At 61.1% G+C, this 18,916-nt stretch carries 10 protein-coding genes; 7 read left to right on the top strand and 3 right to left on the bottom strand.

Annotated elements, in window-relative coordinates; translation table 11 throughout:
• Positions 1-22: 22 nt before the first annotated feature.
• From LLY24_RS16545 to mltF, 3 genes are all read right to left on the bottom strand, one after another.
• Entirely contained in the window at positions 23-943 is a 921-nt protein-coding gene (locus LLY24_RS16545) for a polyprenyl synthetase family protein (protein ID WP_259037415.1), read from the bottom strand.
• 135 nt (positions 944-1,078) lie between these two features.
• Entirely contained in the window at positions 1,079-1,678 is a 600-nt protein-coding gene (locus LLY24_RS16540) for a YtfJ family protein (protein WP_259037414.1), read from the bottom strand.
• Positions 1,679-1,768: 90 nt separating this feature from the next.
• A complete protein-coding gene (mltF, locus tag LLY24_RS16535; RefSeq protein ID WP_259037413.1) occupies positions 1,769-3,205 on the bottom strand; it encodes a membrane-bound lytic murein transglycosylase MltF in 1,437 nt (478 codons plus the stop codon).
• A 177-nt stretch (positions 3,206-3,382) separates the two neighbouring features.
• On the opposite strand from mltF, the gene purL reads away from it, so the two are divergent.
• The 7 genes from purL to LLY24_RS16500 form a co-directional block, all read left to right on the top strand.
• Positions 3,383-7,318, top strand: coding sequence for a phosphoribosylformylglycinamidine synthase (gene purL, locus LLY24_RS16530; RefSeq protein WP_259037412.1), 3,936 nt, complete (start codon positions 3,383-3,385; stop codon positions 7,316-7,318).
• A gap of 14 nt (positions 7,319-7,332) precedes the next feature.
• Positions 7,333-9,141: a DNA repair helicase RadD gene (gene radD / locus LLY24_RS16525; RefSeq protein WP_259037411.1), complete on the top strand. Its 1,809-nt coding sequence runs from the start codon at positions 7,333-7,335 to the stop codon at positions 9,139-9,141.
• Positions 9,142-9,299: 158 nt separating this feature from the next.
• The gene (locus LLY24_RS16520) at positions 9,300-10,244 is read left to right on the top strand and encodes a segregation and condensation protein A (RefSeq protein WP_259037577.1); all 945 of its coding nucleotides are present in this window, start codon (positions 9,300-9,302) and stop codon (positions 10,242-10,244) included.
• Positions 10,241-11,029, top strand: a complete 789-nt coding sequence (gene scpB / locus LLY24_RS16515) for an SMC-Scp complex subunit ScpB (RefSeq protein WP_259037410.1) — start codon at positions 10,241-10,243, stop codon at positions 11,027-11,029. The genes LLY24_RS16520 and scpB overlap by 4 nt, the downstream gene beginning before the upstream one ends.
• Positions 11,016-11,882, top strand: coding sequence for a 23S rRNA pseudouridine(2605) synthase RluB (rluB, locus tag LLY24_RS16510; RefSeq protein WP_259037409.1), 867 nt, complete (start codon positions 11,016-11,018; stop codon positions 11,880-11,882). The genes scpB and rluB overlap by 14 nt, the downstream gene beginning before the upstream one ends.
• A gap of 475 nt (positions 11,883-12,357) precedes the next feature.
• Positions 12,358-13,143, top strand: a complete 786-nt coding sequence (locus LLY24_RS16505) for an OmpA family protein (protein WP_259037408.1) — start codon at positions 12,358-12,360, stop codon at positions 13,141-13,143.
• Positions 13,144-13,416: 273 nt separating this feature from the next.
• On the top strand, positions 13,417-18,916 hold a 5,500-nt coding region (locus tag LLY24_RS16500; RefSeq protein WP_259037407.1), incomplete at its 3' end, for a BapA/Bap/LapF family prefix-like domain-containing protein.

Below are 18,916 nucleotides of genomic sequence, written 5' to 3'. Positions count from 1 at the left end.
GCCGAGAAGCGTGTTCGAACGCTCAGCTTAGCCGGGCGAGTTGGCGGTCGAAAAAGGCGCGCACGAAGAAACGCGTATCGTCGCCATGGGGGCACGCCTTGGCAAGGTGGCGTTCGGCACTTTGCAGGTGGGCGTGCAGGCGGTTACGTACGGTGCAGGCACCGAGTGTGGCGATTAGGGTCGATTTATCTGCATCCTGATGGGCGTCCTTGCCGGTGCCCTCTGCGCCGTCGGACAGGTCGTCGAGCAACTGAAACGCCTGGCCGAGGTCGCGGGCGAAGCGGGCCAGTGCTTGACGAGCAGCGGCGTCTGCGCCGGTGGCGAAGGCCGCCATTTGTAGCGCGGCGTCGAAGAGTACGCTGGTCTTGAGCTCGTTAGTGGCAGTGATTGCCTCTGCGCTGCGCGCGCCTTTACCGTAGCGCAGATCACGAAACTGCCCCTGTACCAAGCCTTGCAGGCCCACCGCGCAGGATAGGCTCGCTGCCGCTTGGGTACGGCACTCACTCGATAGTCCGTGGGCCTGGGCGACGACGCCAAAGGCGCGGCTTACCAGAGCAACGGCGGCCAGAATGGCGACGTCCTCACCGAATTGGCGGTGGCTGGTTGGGCGTCCTCGGCGCAGGGCTGCATCGTCCATGCAGGGCAAGTCGTCGAGCATCAAGGAGGCGGCGTGGATCATCTCTACCGCGCAGGCAAAATCGAGCAGGCCAAGCGGGTCGGCCGCATCGCCCGCATCCACATCGCGCGCCACGAGCAGAAGAAGTAGCGGCCTTACCCGCTTGCCGGGCGCCAGCACGCCTTCGCGCATGGCGCTGCACACGCGGTCGCTCTCATGCCCGGCAGGCAGCCAGTACCCCAGGCGCTGTTCGAGCGCTGCGAGCAGCGGTTGAACGTCCAGTGGCTGGCGCGAGGAAGCGGGTGACGGACGTGCTGAAGTGCTCACTAAGGAGCGCGATGTGGCATTGGCATTGCTCAAGAGGCTGTCCCCGGTTTCCTATCGTAGCGCGATTTCGGCGCCAGTATTGTGTGGGCGCTGACCTCTTCAACATCGGCAGTGAACGCACAAATGTCAATGTCGTCATTGACTTGGCGGCTGGGCTTGCGTGAGCGATTCGAGCAAGGCCATGACGTGTTGTACCTCGCCTAGCGTTAGAGCGCCATCCTTGGCAAAACGCACCTGACCTGCGGCGTCGTGAACCACCACCGCCGAGCTGCCAGCGTTGAGCCCCCAGGCGCGACGTACGGCGCCCTGATCATCGACCACGAAGTGGGCCTCAGGGGCATCGCGCTTACTGCTTTCGACGCTGCGGCGCACGAACATGGCGCTGCCGAAAACGGCGTCGTCGGTATTGACGATGGTGGTGGTGCGGTAGCGCGTCTCGGGCAGGTCGGTTGCGTCGAGCGCCTCGATGAGACGCGCGTTCAGGTCCTTGGCCGATAGTCTCCCGGCCACGTGTAGCACCACGCCGGCCTGCCCAGAAAGCTGCTCGCTTGCCCAAGGTCGGTAGTGAAGATCACCCGCCTCGAGGGCCAGCTCACCGCGGTCGGCCACCGCCACGGCGGTCACTGGCTCGCCCTCAAAAAGCGATAGCGCCTGCACCAAGGGGGAAAAACCAGCGGCGATGGCAAAGGCGCAGCCAGCGGTGGTGAGAAAACGCCAGGGGACACGTCGCTTCATGCAAGGCTCCAGGGAATCGGCGATGACCCTGGCAGTGTAGCCCTTTAGACCATGAGTGCTGAGTGTATCAATGCATTGAGATGAGAGAATTCAGGGCGCATTGGCGGCGGCGAGGCCACGCCGTTCGAGCTGGAAGAACTGCTGGCGGCTGCGCTCGACGTAGTCGAGCATTTCGTAGTAGCGGCGGATGTTGCGCACGTAGATGACCGGCTCGCCGCCCCGGGCATAGCCGTGGCGCGTGCGGCTGTGCCATTCGCGCTGCTGCAACAGCGGCAGGGCGTCGCGAACGTTCTCCCAGCGGTTGGGGTCGGTGCCGCGCAGCTCGGCAATGCGCCGGGCGTCGTAAAGGTGCCCAAGACCGACGTTGTAGGCGGCCATGGCCATGTAGAGACGGTCGTCGCCGCTGATGCTGTCGGGCAGGCGGTCTTTGAGGCTGCGCAGGTAGCGCGCGCCGCCGTCGATGCTCTGGGCCGGGTCGCGGCGGTTTTCGATCCCCATCTCGCTGGCGGTGGGGTGAGTCAGCATCATCAAGCCGCGCACCCCGGTAGGCGAGACGGCACCGGGGTCCCAGTGCGACTCCTGATAGCCCACGGCGGCCAGCAGCTTCCAATCGAAGCCGGTATCGCGGGCGGCCTGCTTGAAGTAGTCGGTAAAGCGCGGCAGGCGCTCGTCGAGGTGAGTCAAAAAGGTGCGCGTGCCGACGTACTCGAGGTAGTCGTCGTGGCCGAAGTAGCGAGCGATCAAGTGTTCGAGTTCGCCGCTTTCGTCGAGTTCGGCAAGGAAGCGGTTGGCAGCGTCGAGTAACCCAAGCCCGCGGCCGCTCGGGACGGCCCACACCATCGATAGTGGATCTCCGAGCGAGAAGCCGCGCTCGACGTTGGTAAAGAACAAGCGGTTTAGGCGGAACTGATGATCGAAGATCACCGCCGCATCGAGCTGCTCGTTTTCGATACGCGCCAGAAGCTCGGCCACGTCGCTATTGGCCTCTGCCGTCCAACTGAGCGTAGGGTAGTGCTGCTGGAGCTCGGCAAGCGCTGCCTGGGTGCCCTCGTGGCTGAGCGTGCCGATCTTGAGCCCAACCAGGTCGCTGGGGGCGTTGATGCCGTGTAGCCCACGGCGGTAGACCACCAGCGGCTGCATTTCGAAAATCGGGCGGGTGTAGTGCACGCCAGGGGTGTCGGGAATCAGCGGCAGCGCTGCCGCACCGAGATCTCCCTGCTCGCTGACGGCGGGCAGGATGCCATCGGCGTCGTGGTCGGCATTGAGGTTGAGGCTCACCCCTAGGTGATCGGCGAAGCGCCGCACCAGCTCGTACTCGAAGCCAGTAGGACCTTGGCTGCCTTCGTAGTAGGTCGTTGGGGTCGTGCGGGTGTGCACCGTTAGGTAGTCCTTGGCGAGCACGTGCGACAGATGCTCGCCGTCGGGGACGAGGGGAAAGCGCGGAATCAGCGTAAGCAGCGTCGCGGTCACGAGCAGCACGTAGGCTTTCCAGTAGATGGAAAAATGACGGTCGATCAGTAGCGGCATAGGAGACGTTTGGCCGAAAACAAGCCGCCAAGATACCCATCCCCGGCGAAGCTGTCATCTTGTCGATGCGCGCGTCGATTTCGTGTGGCCGCCGCTTTCCAGTATCATAGGCGCACTGCCGCGCTGCGGCCCGATGTTTTCCCGCTCGAATTCTCCCTGCTCTAGAGGCTTCAGGATATGCTCGAACTGCGAGGCGCGCCCGCCCTTTCTGCCTTTCGTCACGCTCGGCTGTTATCGGTGCTGCGTGGACGTGTTCCCGAGGTGGAGGCGCTCTCTGCCCACTACGTTCACTTCATCGATCACCGCGACGCGCTGGACGATGCCGCTCGCACGCGCCTGAGTGAGCTTCTGGACTACGGCGTTCAAGCCGAAAGCGACGTGCTGGACGAGGCGGCGCGCTTTTTGGTGGTGCCGCGCCTAGGAACGCAGTCGCCCTGGTCCTCCAAGGCTACCGACATTGCCCATAACTGTGGCCTTGCTCAGGTGGCGCGCATCGAGCGTGGCATCGACTACCGCGTAAGCTTCAGTGCCCAGCCCAGCGATGACGCCTTCGATTCGCTGGCTGCACTGCTCCACGACCGCATGACCGAGACGGTGCTCCAGGAGAGCGCCGAAGCCGCGCGGCTGTTCTCTCACCTCGACCCGGCGCCGCTTGGCAGCGTCGACGTACTCGAAGGTGGGCGCGCCGCGCTTGAAACGGCCAACCGCGAGCTGGGGCTGGCGCTGGCCGAGGACGAAATCGACTACCTACAGACGGCCTTCGAGGAGCTTGGGCGCAACCCGACCGACGTTGAATTGATGATGTTTGCCCAGGCGAACTCCGAGCACTGCCGCCACAAGATCTTCAACGCCGACTGGGTCATCGATGGGCAGGCGCAGACTCACTCGCTGTTCAAGATGATCAAGAACACCTTCGCGTCGTCGCCGGACAACATCCTCTCGGCCTATAGCGATAACGCCGCCGTCATCAAGGGCTCTTACGCCGGGCGCTTCTACCCCACGCCGCTAACCGGCGCCGAAGGGGAGCGCGCGCAGTACGGTGCGCATCAAGAGCCCATTCACATTCTGATGAAGGTGGAAACGCACAATCACCCCACGGCCATCGCGCCGTTCCCGGGGGCGGCGACCGGCTCCGGCGGTGAGATTCGCGACGAGGGCGCCACCGGCATCGGCGGCAAGCCCAAGGCCGGGCTTTCGGGCTTTACCGTCTCCAACCTGCGTATCCCTGAGTTCGTTCAGCCCTGGGAAGCCTTCGACTACGGCAAGCCCGAGCGCATGCAGTCGGCGCTTGCGATCATGCTCGACGGCCCGATTGGCGGAGCGGCGTTCAACAACGAGTTTGGTCGTCCCAACCTCACCGGCTACTTCCGCACCTATGAGCAGGACACCCTGAGCGACGGCGGCATCGAGCGCCGCGGCTTCCACAAGCCGATCATGATCGCCGGCGGCTACGGCAACATTCGCGCTCAGCACGTGCAGAAGGGGGATATCCCCGTTGGCGGCAAGCTGATCGTGCTAGGCGGCCCGGCGATGCTGATCGGCCTTGGTGGCGGTGCAGCGTCGAGCATGGCCTCGGGTGTCTCCAGCGCCGATCTCGACTTTGCCTCGGTGCAGCGGGAAAACCCCGAGATCGAGCGCCGCGCCCAGGAGGTCATCGACCGCTGCTGGGCGCTGGGTGACAAGAATCCGATTCGCTTCATTCACGACGTTGGCGCCGGCGGGCTCTCCAATGCCTTGCCGGAGCTGGTCAAGGACGGTAATCGCGGCGGACTTTTCGATCTGCGCGCGGTGCCCAACGCCGAGCCGGGCATGAGCCCGCTCGAAATCTGGTGTAACGAGGCCCAGGAGCGCTACGTACTCGCCGTGGCCCCCGACGATCTGGCTACCTTCGATGCCCTGTGTCAGCGCGAGCGCTGCCCCTACGCGGTAGTGGGCGAAGCCCAGGAGGCGCACCACCTGGAAGTGCGTGATGGCCACTTCGAGAGTAAGCCGGTCGATCTGCCGATGAGCGTGCTGTTCGGTAAGCCGCCCAAGATGCAGCGTGAATTCAGCCGTCGCGAGGTCGAGCTTTCCGGTGTCATGCTCGACAACCTCGATCTGCGCGAAGCGCTCGACCGCGTGCTGCGTCTGCCTACCGTGGCGTCCAAGAGCTTCTTGATCACCATTGGCGATCGTTCGATCACCGGCCAAGTCGCACGTGACCAAATGGTCGGCCCCTGGCAGGTGCCGGTAGCGGATGTTGCCGTGACCACGGCGAGTTTCGACACTCACGCAGGCGAAGCCATGGCCATGGGCGAGCGCCCGCCGGTGGCGCTGATCGACCCTGCCGCCAGCGCCCGCCTGGCAGTGGCCGAAGCGATCACCAACCTTGCTGCCGCCCCCATTGCCAAGCTCGGTGACATCAAACTCTCGGCCAACTGGATGAGTGCGGCCGACCACCCCGGTGAGAACCAGGCGCTGTTCGATGCCGTTCACGCCGTGGGAATGGAGCTCTGCCCGCAGCTGGGGATCGCCATTCCGGTGGGTAAGGACTCGATGTCCATGCGCACCGCCTGGCAGGCGCCGAACGCAGAAGGCGACGATGAAGAGAAGAGCGTGACCTCGCCGCTGTCGTTGGTGATCACCGGTTTTGCCCCGGTCACCGATGCGCTTGCGACGCTAACGCCGCAGATCAATCTGGAGCAGGACGAGTCGGATCTTTTGCTGATCGATTTGGGCGGCGGCAAAAACCGCCTAGGCGGCTCGGCCCTGGCGCAGGTATACGGCCAGGTGGGCGACGACTGCCCGGACGTCGACGACGCCGAAGACCTGAAAGCGTTCTTCGAAGTCATTCAGGGGCTCAACCGCGACGGCAAGCTCTTGGCCTACCACGACCGCAGCGACGGCGGCCTGATCGTCACGCTTCTAGAGATGGCCTTCGCCGCGCACTGCGGCCTCGAGATCAAGCTCGACTGGCTGGTCGACCAGCCGGTGGACGCCGTCAATGCGCTATTCAGCGAGGAGCTGGGCGCGGTCATTCAGGTCAACCGCGCGGACACCGAAGAGGTGCTCACCCAGTTCGCCATGGCCGGGATCGAGACCTGTGGCGTGATCGCCAGACCCCGCTACGACGACCAGATTCGCGTCACGCTCTTCGAGGAGCCGCTGCTCGAAACCACCCGCCAGCTCACCCAGCGCACCTGGGCCGAGACCAGCTACCGGATGCAGGCGCTGCGCGACAACCCCGAGTGCGCCAAGAGCGAATTCGACGGCCTGCTCGACCTACGCGACCCCGGCCTTTCGGCGACGCCGAGCTTTGCCATCGATGACGACGTGGCTGCCCCCTTCGTCAACCTGGCCAAGCCCGCCGTGGCGGTGCTGCGCGAGCAGGGCGTCAACGGTCAGGTGGAGATGGCTTGGGCCTTCGACAAGGCCAACTTCGACGCCGTCGACGTGCACATGAGCGACATCCTCGAAGGGCGCGTCTCGCTTGACGACTTCAAGGGGCTGGTCGCCTGTGGCGGCTTCTCCTACGGCGACGTACTGGGCGCTGGTGGCGGCTGGGCCAAGTCGGTACTGTTCAACGAGCGCGCGCGCGAGCAGTTCGCGGCGTTCTTCGCCCGCGACGATAGCTTCTCTCTTGGCGTGTGCAACGGCTGCCAGATGCTCTCGCAGCTGAAGTCGCTGATCCCTGGCGCTGAAAACTGGCCGCAGTTCTTGCGCAACGAGTCCGAGCAGTTCGAGGCGCGGGTGGCCATGGTTCAGGTCGAGAAGAGCCCGTCGATTCTGCTTGCCGGGATGGAGGGCTCGCGCCTGCCGATCGCCGTGGCCCACGGCGAAGGTCGCGCGGCGTTCCGTGACACGGCTCACCTGCGTAGCATGCAGTCGAGCAGCCAGGTCGCACTGCGCTATATCGATAACTATGGTCAGGTAACCACGCGTTATCCCGCTAACCCCAACGGCTCGCCCTCGGGCATCACCGGCCTGACCACGCCTGACGGTCGCGTCACGATCATGATGCCGCACCCCGAGCGGGTAACCCGTGCGGTGACCAACTCCTGGCGTCCGGCTGAGTGGACCGAAGACGGCGCCTGGCTGCGCCTCTTCCGCAACGCCCGCGTTTGGGTGGGTTGATGGCGTCTGAGCCCATGCCTTCGTCACTGCATTCACAGGCGGCCTCCGGGCCGCCTTCGCGTTCTGGCGGCGTGGTGCTGCGCGACTATCAGCGTGAAGCCGTTGCTCGGGTCATCACCCACTTTCGTGCTTCGAGCGACCCCGCCGTGGTGGTTTTGCCCACCGGCAGCGGCAAGTCGCTGGTGATTGCGGAACTGGCGCGTCTGGCGCGCGGGCGCGTGCTGGTGCTGGCGCACGTGCGTGAGCTGGTCGAACAGAACCACGCCAAATACCAGGCCTATGGCCTGACCGCGGATATCTTCAGCGCCGGGCTCAAACGCAAGGAGGCCGAACGCCAGGTGGTCTTCGGCTCGGTGCAGTCGGTAGTGCGTAACCTTCATCGCTTCGACGATGCCGGATTTACCCTGCTGGTCATCGACGAGTGCCATCGCGTGTCGCAAGAGAAAGAGGCCAGCTATCGCCAAGTGATCGATCACCTGCGTAAGCAAAACCCCAGCCTCAAGGTGCTTGGCCTCACCGCCACGCCTCATCGACTGGGGCAAGGCTTTATCTATCATCTGCACCACCACGGCATGGTGCGCGGCGAGAGCGGAAGCTTCTTTCGCACCTGCGTGTTCGAGCAGCCGCTAAGACGCATGGTGAAGCAGGGTTATCTCACCCCGCCCAAGCGCCTGGACATGGCCATCGAGGGGTACGACTTCTCTATGTTGGCGCCTGCGGGATGGGGCAGCTTTAGCGAAGCGGCGCTCGATCGCGTCGTGGCGGGCAACCGGGCCACACCCGGGATCGTCGCCGATATCGTCGGTCGGGCGGCTGCACGCCGGGGCGTGATGATCTTTGCCGCGACCGTGGCCCACGCCGACGAGATCATGGGCTATTTGCCCGCGAATGAGGCCGCGCTCATTACCGGCGCCACACCTGCTCGCGAGCGCGCTCGGCTGATCGAGGCGTTCAAGGCGCAGTCGCTCAAGTATCTGGTCAACGTCGCCGTACTGACGACCGGCTTCGACGCTCCGCACGTCGATCTTATCGCCATTTTGCGGCCGACCGAATCGGTCAGTCTCTACCAGCAGATCGTTGGGCGCGGGCTGCGCCTGGCACCCGGCAAGGAGGATTGCCTGGTGCTCGACTACGCCGGTAATCCTTGGGATCTCTACGCCCCCGAAGTGGGCGAGCCGCGACCGGACAGCGATAGCGAACCGGTGCAGGTCGAGTGCCCCGCCTGTGGCCATGCCAACCTCTTTTGGGGCAAGCGCGATGGCGAGTTGGTAATCGAGCATCACGGCCGCCGCTGTCAAGGGCTCGTAGAAACGCCAGAGGGCAAGCAGCGCCAGTGCGACTTCCGCTTTCGCTTCAAGGTGTGCGATCAGTGCGGTGCCGAAAACGATATTGCCGCGCGGCGCTGCCACGGCTGTGAGCGTGTATTGGTGGATGCTGACGACAAGCTCAAAGCGGCGCTCAAGCTCAAGGACGCGCGCGTGCTGCGAGTCAGCGGTATGGCGCTCGAGGCCACGGTGAACGGGCGTGGACTGCCACGGCTCAAAGTCACCTATCACGATGAGGACGGCGCGACGCTGAGCGAATGGTTTGCGCTTGAAACCCCGGCCCAACGCGGCGCTTTCTATGCCGCTTTCTTGCGCCGCCATCTGCGCGCACCGGGCGTTCCCTGGCGCCCGACGACGCCCGAAGAGGTCATCAACGAGCGCGCGCGGCTGCGCCATCCCGACTTCGTGGTAGGGCGCAAGGTAGGGCGGCACTTTCAGATTCGTGACAAGCTCTTCGACTACCAGGGGCGCTACCGTAAAGCGTCTGAGGCGGGTTGAATGCGCGAATGGCGGCGCGGTACTGCCGTCGCTTGGGCGCTCTTTGTTACACTGACGTTTTTGTCTGGCGTGATTGTCGTTATGTCGATCATGTCATTTTACGGCTCTTTTGAAGGAAGCTGCCCTGCGTGAGCGCACCACCCCCTGACTCGGCCGAGCTGCCCCAAGACGATAGCGTGACGCTTGCGCCCGACACGGCGCAGGCGCTCGGGCGTCTGTTCGACGAGCCGATCACCCAGCTTCCCGATGATCTCTACATTCCGCCCGATGCACTGCGGGTCTTTCTCGAAACCTTCGAGGGGCCGTTAGACTTACTGCTCTATCTGATTCGACGCCAAAACCTCGATATTCTGGCGATCAACGTCGCAGCGATTACTCATCAGTACATCGAGTACGTCGAGCTGATGAAGGCGATGGAGATCGAGCTGGCGGGCGAGTACCTGCTGATGGCGGCGATGTTGGCGGAGATCAAATCGCGCACGCTGCTGCCGCGCCCACCCAAAGCCGAGGGGGAGGACGAAGAGGATCCACGCGCTGAGCTAATCCGCCGCCTGCAAGAGTACGAGCGCCTGAAGGAAGCCGCTGAGACGCTGGATACGCTGCCGCGCATGGGGCGCGATTGGTTTAGCGTTCAGGCGGGGCTACCGCCCTTGGAGGCGCGCATCATCCACCCCGATGTTGAACTCGACGAGCTGCTGGGGGCGCTGAGCGACATTCTCAAACGCGCCGAGCTGACGCAGGCGCACCAAATCGGTCGCGAAGTGCTCTCCACCCGCGAGCGCATGCTGAAGATCATGGAGCAGCTCAGTCACGAGCGCTATACCCCTTTCGAGGCCCTGTTCACTCTGAAAGAGGGGCGGGCGGGCGTCATCGTGACGTTCATGGCCATTCTGGAGCTCGCCAAGGAAGCAATGCTCGAAATCGTCCAGAATGCGCCGCTGTCGCCGATCCACGTGCGCGCCCGCAGCGCCGCCTCGCAAGAAGAAACTCCCTTCGACGATGACGTCACTACCGATGCTGACGATGCGGAAAGCCCTTTCGAGCATGCCTTCGAGCGCCCCACACCCGATGACGATAGCCCCACGCCGGAGACGCCTGCATGACCGCCACCGCCCTTGACGACATCATCGAGGCGGCGCTGCTCGCCGCAGGCGAACCGCTGGCCCTTGAGCGCCTGGAAACGCTGTTCCTTGAGGCCGAATGCCCGAGTCGCAAGGAGCTGCGTCAGGTGCTCGAACGCCTGAGCCAGCGCCATGCTGATGGGGCGCTCGAGCTCATCGAAAGCGCCTCGGGCTATCAACTGCGCATTCGGCCACGGCTTTCGCCCTGGGTATCTCGGCTATGGGACGAGCGCCCACAGCGCTACTCCCGAGCGCTGCTCGAAACCTTGGCACTGATTGCCTATCGCCAGCCCGTAACACGGGGCGATATCGAAGAGGTGCGCGGCGTGACCGTCTCGAGCTCGATCATGCGCACATTGATGGAACGCAGCTGGATCCGCGTGGTCGGACATCGCGACGTCCCCGGCCGCCCCGCCGTTTATGCGACGACACGCAGCTTCCTCGACGACTTCGGCCTCAAAACGCTCGACGCCTTACCGCCCATGCACACCTTGGCTCAATGGGGCGATGGCACTGACGACGTTCATGAAGGCCCTAGCGAAGCGCCGACGGACGATGCCTCGAAAACGCTGGACGTTGACGCCGAAAGCGGGCAGGATGCGCAGCCCGCAGCGGCCGAAACGGCCGACCCACACGCCGAGACGGCGTTAACCCCACCGCTGAGCTTCGCCGATCTTGAAGCGCGACTGGCGGCGCGTGCCGAGCATCATCAACGCTTGCGCACGACGGATGAACAGACGAGGTCAGACGACCATGAATCAGAGTAATACCCCCGCGACGACCAGCGAAAAACTGCAGAAAGTGCTTGCCCGCGCCGGTCTCGGCTCGCGTCGTGAAATGGAAACCGCCATTTCCGATGGCCGCGTCAAGGTCAACGGTCAGGTTGCCAAGCTTGGGGACCGCGTCGAGATGCGTGACAAGGTCAGCGTCGACGACCGCCCGATAACGCTGCGCCCCGAGAACGAGTCACCTCGCCGGGTGATCATGTACAACAAGCCCGAAGGCGAGCTATGTACGCGTAAAGACCCGGAAGGGCGGCGTACCGTCTTCGAACGCTTGCCGCGTCTCAAAGGTGAGCGTTGGATCGCCATTGGCCGTTTGGACATCAACACCAGCGGCTTGCTGCTGTTCACCACTGACGGCGAACTTGCCAACCGCTTGATGCACCCCTCGACCCAAGTGGAGCGCGAATACGCCGTGCGCGTCATGGGTGAAGTGAAGCGCGAGCACGTCGTCGCCATGGTCGATGGCGTCATGCTCGAAGATGGCCCGGCCCGCTTTACCGACGTGCAGGAGTTCGGTGGCGAAGGCATCAACACTTGGTTTCACGTGGTCATTCTCGAAGGACGTAACCGCGAAGTGCGTCGCCTGTGGGAGTCGCAGAGCCTGACAGTAAGCCGCTTGAAGCGCGTACGCTACGGCAACATCTTTCTCGACAAGCGCGCCAAAGCCGGTGAGTGGGTCGAGCTCTCTCAAGATGAGGTCGACGATCTCGCCACTCTGGCCGGTCTTGAAGCACGCAAGGTGCCCGAACTCACCCCCGATGAAAAGAACCGTTGGAGCCGCGATAAGCACAAACGCCGTCCCGTACAAGCGATGCGCAAACCTAAGCGTCGTTAAAACGAGCGTTCATTTTATACCCCTTGATGAATAAGATGCAGATCAGCCATTTGGTTATGTGATTTATTTCTAATATTAAAATGGTTTGAGACCGCCAGCCGTATTACGGCTGGCGGTTTTTTTTGCGCAAAATAAAATAACGCCGTTTTAATTAAATTTGTTTTTTGTTTATTTAAATAAATTTTTATATATGTTTTTAAATTAAATTATTTTGGCTTTATTTTAATATTCATATTCGATAACGTTAAGTTTAAAAAAGTTACACGCCTCTTGTTTATTTCTAATTTTTGTTTATCTTCTCCTAATAGCGCATCTAATAGCCGTTAATCGTTAGGCGTTAAATAATAAAATATTAAATCGTTTTAGCGCCAAATGATTGAGATGCTTTTTATATCTGCGCAATAAAAATCAAAAAAAGGTGTGGCTATATTAGCCAACCTTTTTGTTCGTCTATCTACATGTAAAGGGGCGGGTCATGGGAATGCGATTGAAACCCAAGGCGTTTTTATCGTTGGCCGGGGTAGTGCTGCTATTCGGAATGGGGACGGCGCCAGCCGGAGCGCAGCAGTTTACCGATGTTAGTGCTGAACTGGCAGAGCTAGGGCCAGCTTACCTGCGCGATGGCGTGCGCATGCCAATTGAAAATTTGCGCCGAGTAGAGCAGGGAAGCGGCCAGCTTGCCAAGCCAGAGGTAGAGGCGCTTCTAGGCGCCCCCAACGATATGGCTTCCTCGAGAGAAAGTGATAACTGGCTGTTTAATATAAATTTACCCTTGGGTGAGCGCGACTATTTAGTATGCCAGTACCGTGTTGCCTTCGCTCAAAATACGGTAGCTAACGTTCAGTGGCGCCGCCCTCAGTGTGAAGCTCGCTATCGTGAGCTCTCCGTACCGCAAGAGTACTCCCTTTCTGCAGACCTGCTCTTTGGCTTTGACAGTGCTTCCATCTCCAGCGAAGGCCAGCGCGCCATTCAGCAGATCGCTTCTGAAGTACGCCAAAACTTCCAGACGCCCACCGTTACCGTCGTGGGTTACTCCGACCGGATTGGCGCAGCTAACTATAACTTGCAGCTTTCCGAACGCCGCGCCGAAGCGGTGGCAACCGCTTTAATCAATGGTGGGGTCGATCGCAGTTGGGTGCGTTACGAAGGTCGTGGTCAAGCCAATCCCATTGTCGAGTGTTCCGGTATCACGGGTAATCAGCTGATCAGCTGCTTGGCCCCTAATCGACGCGTCGACGTATCGCTATACGAGCAGTTCTAACGAAGCACAAAAGATTAATGCGCCAACTTAATGGGGCGTGGTTTTAGTAAAGAAAAGTAAAAAGAAACGAAAGGCTCGGCTGACGCTGGGCTTTTCATATCGATATCCCCTGGCGCAACACAGTGCCTCTTCTTTTAGCCGTTATACCGGGAAAGGGGAGGTAATGATCGTTGCGGATCCTCTCAAGCTGCGCTTAAGGGCTTAATTCTGGAACGAAGCAGGTGAAACATGAATAGTCAAATGATAGCGGTCACTGGCAAGGCTAATGGCAACATGACCGAACAGCCTTGGACGGGTGAGGTGAGCCTTCAGTCACCCAGCGTTGTGAAGCTCCCCGTCGGCCCTGAAGAGATAGCCTCCTTCAGCCAGTCCGGCATGGATCTCGTCATCGTACTCAACAACGGCGAGCAGATCGTTATCGCTGACTTTTTCGTCGAAGCTGACGGCCAGCGCAGCGAGCTGATCCTCGAAGACGCCAACGGCGTACTCTGGCTGGGCCAATACCAAGAGCCCTGGACCCACTTCGCCTTCGCCGAGATCAATGAAGAAACCGGTGCCGCCGCCGCAGGCGGCGTACCGCCCTGGGTCTTCGCCTTAGGCGCCTTAGGCGTAGTCGGCGCCGCTATCGCCGCTGCTGATTCATCCTCTTCCAACGACGGCGCCCCCGTACCGCCACCAGACGATAGCGAAGACCCCGAAGCTGAGCCAGCGGATCCCGATGATGATGAAGATCCTGACGCTGAGCCTACGGATCCAGAAGAGCCTGTCGATCCGGAAGAGCCTGTAGATCCAGAAGAACCCGTGGATCCAGAAGAGCCCGTGGATCCAGAAGAACCCGTGGATCCAGAAGAGCCCGTGGATCCAGAAGAGCCCGTGGATCCAGAGGAGCCTGTAGATCCAGAAGAACCCGTGGATCCAGAAGAACCCGTGGATCCAGAAGAGCCCGTGGATCCAGAAGAGCCCGTGGATCCAGAAGAACCCGTGGATCCAGAAGAACCCGTGGATCCAGAAGAGCCCGTGGATCCGGAGGAGCCTGTAGATCCAGAAGAACCCGTGGATCCAGAAGAACCCGTGGATCCAGAAGAGCCCGTCGATCCAGAAGATCCTGATGATGGAAATGCAGATGCAGATGCAGATGCAGATGCAGATGCAGATGCAGATGCTGACGCCGATGCAGATGCAGATGCCGACGCGGATGCGGATGCTGACGCAGATGCAGATGCAGATGCCGATGCCGACGCTGATGCGGATGCAGATGCAGATGCAGATGCAGATGCTGACGCTGACGCAGATGCAGATGCAGATACAGATGCCGATGCAGATGCCGATGCAGATGCCGATGCAGATGCCGATGCGGACGCCGATGCCGATGCCGATGCCGATGCCGATGCCGATGCAGATGCTGACGCCGACGCCGACGCCGACGCCGATGCTGACGCGGATGCCGATGCTGATGCGGACGCCGATGCTGACGCGGATGCGGATGCGGATGCCGACGCTGATGCTGATGCGGACGCCGATGCTGATGCCGACGCGGACGCCGATGCAGATGCAGATGCTGACGCCGATGCCGATACCGATGCCGATGCGGACGCCGATGCAGATGCAGATGCAGATGCAGATGCAGATGCTGACGCGGATGCCGATGCCGATGCCGATGCCGATGCCGATGCTGACGCGGATGCGGATGCGGATGCGGACGCCGATGCAGATGCTGATGCCGACGCTGATGCTGATGCTGATGCGGACGCCGATGCAGATGCAGATGCAGATGCAGATGCCGACGCCGATGCCGATGCCGATGCCGATGCCGATGCGGACGCCGATGCTGACGCCGATGCCGATGCCGATGCCGATGCCGATGCCGATGCCGATGCCGATGCGGACGCCGATGCGGATGCAGATGCTGACGCGGATGCCGATGCTGACGCCGACGCCGACGCCGACGCCGACGCCGACGCCGACGCAGACGCAGACGCCGACGCCGACGCGGATGCCGACGCCGATGCTGACGTGGATGCCGATGCTGATGCTGATGCGGACGCCGATGCAGATGCTGATGCCGACGCGGACGCCGATGCAGATGCAGATGCTGACGCGGATGCCGATGCCGATGCCGATGCTGACGCGGATGCGGATGCGGACGCCGATGCAGATGCCGACGCTGATGCTGATGCGGACGCCGATGCAGATGCCGACGCCGACGCCGACGCCGATGCCGATGCTGACGCCGATGCTGACGCCGATGCTGACGCCGATGCTGACGCCGATGCTGATGCCGATGCCGATGCCGATGCCGATGCCGATGCTGACGCCGATGCTGACGCCGATGCCGATGCCGATGCGGACGCCGATGCGGATGCAGATGCTGACGCGGATGCCGATGCTGACGCAGACGCAGACGCAGACGCAGACGCAGACGCCGACGCCGACGCCGACGCCGACGCCGACGCCGACGCCGACGCGGATGCCGACGCCGATGCTGACGCGGATGCCGATGCTGATGCGGACGCCGATGCTGACGCGGATGCGGATGCCGACGCTGATGCTGATGCGGACGCCGATGCTGATGCTGATGCGGACGCCGATGCAGATGCGGACGCCGATGCAGATGCAGATGCAGATGCCGACGCCGATGCTGACGCCGATGCTGACGCCGATGCAGATGCTGACGCGGATGCCGATGCTGACGCAGACGCCGATGCTGACGCGGATGCGGATGCCGACGCTGATGCTGATGCGGACGCAGACGCGGATGCTGACGCGGACGCCGATGCTGACGCTGACACCGATGCCGATGCGGACGCCGATGCTGACGCTGATGCCGACTTCGATCTAGTCGATATTGATATTGCGGCGAATCTTGAGCGTGAAGTTCGCCTTGAGCGCGAAGAAACTCCGGAGACGGATAGCGATAGCCAGTTTGATCTGCTTGGCGTCAACCTTTTAGGTGGACTTGCCAACCTGAATATTGGCTCCGGTAATCATCCGCTGGTCGAGTTTGACCTGAGTGAAGATACCAACGAGACCACGTTCAACGTCGATATTTCGGGTACTTTGGGAATTGGCGTACTGAGCAGCTATGTGCTGATCGTCGAGGCCCTTCAAAACGGTGAGTGGGTTCGCGTTGAGAATAGTGACAACAACCTCGATGAAGGCTTGCTCTCACTGAGCTTGCTGGGTCTGGGTGGTACATCTGCACAGGTAACTCTCAACAACCTGGATGCGGGCGAATATCGCGCCACTTTGGTGCCTGATCCTAGCTTGATTAATGTCGGTGTAGCTCTTACCCGTGATCTTGAGGTCACGGCTACTGACTTAATCCAAGTCGAAGAGATCACGATTGGAGCCTCTGCGGAAGGCAACTTCATTGTTGAGGCGGCTAGTGGAGAGACCGGTAACCTGGAAATCCGGTCGGTCACTTTCAATGGCAATGAGTTCTTACCTAATGATGGCGTAATAACCGTTGTTGGTGAGTTTGGCACGTTAGTCATGAACGTTGACGGTTCATACACCTACACCCCTGATGCAGAAGCTGGCAACGCTGGAGTGGATAGCTTCACGGTAAGCGTCATCGATACCGTCACCAACGAAGAAAAATCCTCGGATATCAACGCGAACGTATCTCTGAGTGATGTGCCAGAAGAAGGAGATGCTGACGCTGATGCCGATGCCGATGCCGATGCCGATGCCGATGCCGATGCTGATGCTGATGCGGACGCCGATGCGGATGCGGATGCGGATGCGGATGCCGACGCTGATGCGGACGCCGATGCTGACTCGGATGCGGATGCGGATGCGGATGCGGATGCCGACGCTGATGCCGACGCCGACGCCGACGCCGACGCCGACGCCGACGCCGACGCTGATGCAGACGGCGATGGCCTGCTAAATCCGGCTCAGGTCGCTGTTGGTGCGTTACTTGGTAATCTGGAGACCACGCTTGGCTTGCAAGACGGTTTGCTGAGCGATCTTGTAGACACGACCGCTGGGCTAAGAGATAGCCTCAATGATGCCTTCGGGCCGCTGCTGGGCTTCGAGTTCACCCCTGACGACCCTAATGGTCTCGATGAGCTAGATAGCTTGGTCGATGATCTTGCGACTCAGTTGGGCACGCTTCTTGATCCAGTTATCGGGCCGTTGCTAGGAGAGGGGCTATCACAAGCCATCTTCGAAGCAATCGGGCTGCAAGTCGACTATGCCACTGACGCTATCGTTAACCTTCTCCAAGATGGCTTGCTGGGTGGAATACTAGCTGGTTTGGGATTGGGTGGAACGCTGGAAAATCTAGTGGGTGAAGATGGCCAATTGGATGCTCTGCTCGAAACATTGCTGGGGGACGGCAGCCTCATAGGCAATACCTTGGCGCCCCAAGGCTTGGTAGGTGGCTTGCTGGCCAGCGAAGGCCTCGTTGGAAACCTACTTGCCGATAATGGCTTGTTAGGCCTTCTGCTAGATGACGATGGTTTGGTAGGTGGGCTTCTTGCCGAAGGTGGTGCACTCAACGATCTATTGGGTGGTCTACTAGATGATGAGGGGATTCTTGGTGGTCTTCTCTCCGGCATTCTTGGCGACAATGAGGGTGTGCTAAGCGGTCTACTGCAGAACGGCGCTATGAACGGCTTGCTGGATGAGTCAGGTTTGCTTGCCTTGCTCATTGGCTCCCAAGGCGCTTTGGGTAATCTGATTGACACGCTTGAGACCAGCCTTTCCAACCTAACCAATAGCCTGGGTCTCGATTTGAGCCAGTTGCTGGGTAATGAACTGTTGCCTGGACTACTCAATGAAGGAGGTGCAGTTGATCAGTTACTTGGCTCGTTGGTGGGCACTGACGGCATTCTCACACAGCTGTTAGGCGAAGAGGGCCTTGGAGGGCAACTTACCGAAGGCCTGTTGGACGCGGACGGCCCGTTGGGCTCACTGCTTGATAGCCTTGTAGGTGAAAACGGCCTGCTGACTACCTTGGTGGGCGGCTCGGTGCTCGACGGCAACGTGGTAAATGACGTTCTAGATGGACTACTGGGTCAAGAAGGTCTTCTTGCGAACCTGTTGGGCGAAGGTGGCCCCTTAGGTGGTTTGCTGGATGAGGCTGACCTGTTGAACGGCCTCTTGGGCCAAGAAGGGCTACTTGCGGGATTGGTTAATGAACTGCTTGGCTCTGGTGGCTTGCTCGACGGCGTCCTGGGAGAGAATGACATCCTCGGTGAGAATGGTTTAGTCGACGAACTGCTCTCTACCATTTTGGGACCAAATGGTCTGCTTTCCGGACTCTCTATTACTGCCATCGTAGATGTCGAGCTACAAACAGATTTGTTGGCCAATCTGCTGGGCCCCGATGGTCTATTGGCGGGGGTATTGGGAGCCAATAGTCCGCTGGGCAACCTACTGGGTGACGACGGGGTGCTCGGTGGACTGTTGGGTGAGAATGGCATTGTTGCCAATCTGCTCGATACCCTACTGGGTGAGCAAGGCTTGCTGAGCGGCCTGACCGACGGCGACCTGTTGGGCGACACCGGCCTGCTCGGCAGCCTGTTGCAACCGGTGCTGGGTGAAAACGGCCTGCTGTCTGGCCTGCTTGGTGACGCCCCGCTGGAAGGCGATCTCCTCACTAACGTGCTCGACGGCATCCTGGGGGACGAAGGACTCCTGGGTGGCCTGTTGGGTAACGGTGGCGTCCTCGATGGCCTGCTGGGCGAAGGGGATGGCCTGCTCGACGGCGTCCTGGGCAACGACGGTGTCGTGGCCCAAGTGCTCGACACCCTCCTGGGCGAGA

This window comes from Halomonas dongshanensis (assembly GCF_024790395.1).
Lineage (GTDB): Bacteria > Pseudomonadota > Gammaproteobacteria > Pseudomonadales > Halomonadaceae > Vreelandella > Vreelandella dongshanensis.
Note: the sequence above shows the minus strand (reverse complement) of the source record. Positions and strands in the feature narration are given on the sequence as shown.

Bases quoted from the DNA above. Each gene is read 5' to 3' on its own strand.
- scpB (WP_259037410.1), top strand. From the start codon at position 10,241: ATGACCGCCACCGCCCTTGACGACATCATCGAGGCGGCGCTGCTCGCC.
- purL (WP_259037412.1), top strand. From the start codon at position 3,383: ATGCTCGAACTGCGAGGCGCGCCCGCCCTTTCTGCCTTTCGTCACGCT.
- rluB (WP_259037409.1), top strand. From the start codon at position 11,016: ATGAATCAGAGTAATACCCCCGCGACGACCAGCGAAAAACTGCAGAAA.
- mltF (WP_259037413.1), bottom strand. From the start codon at position 3,205: ATGCCGCTACTGATCGACCGTCATTTTTCCATCTACTGGAAAGCCTAC.
- LLY24_RS16505 (WP_259037408.1), top strand. From the start codon at position 12,358: ATGGGAATGCGATTGAAACCCAAGGCGTTTTTATCGTTGGCCGGGGTA.
- radD (WP_259037411.1), top strand. From the start codon at position 7,333: ATGCCTTCGTCACTGCATTCACAGGCGGCCTCCGGGCCGCCTTCGCGT.
- LLY24_RS16540 (WP_259037414.1), bottom strand. From the start codon at position 1,678: ATGAAGCGACGTGTCCCCTGGCGTTTTCTCACCACCGCTGGCTGCGCC.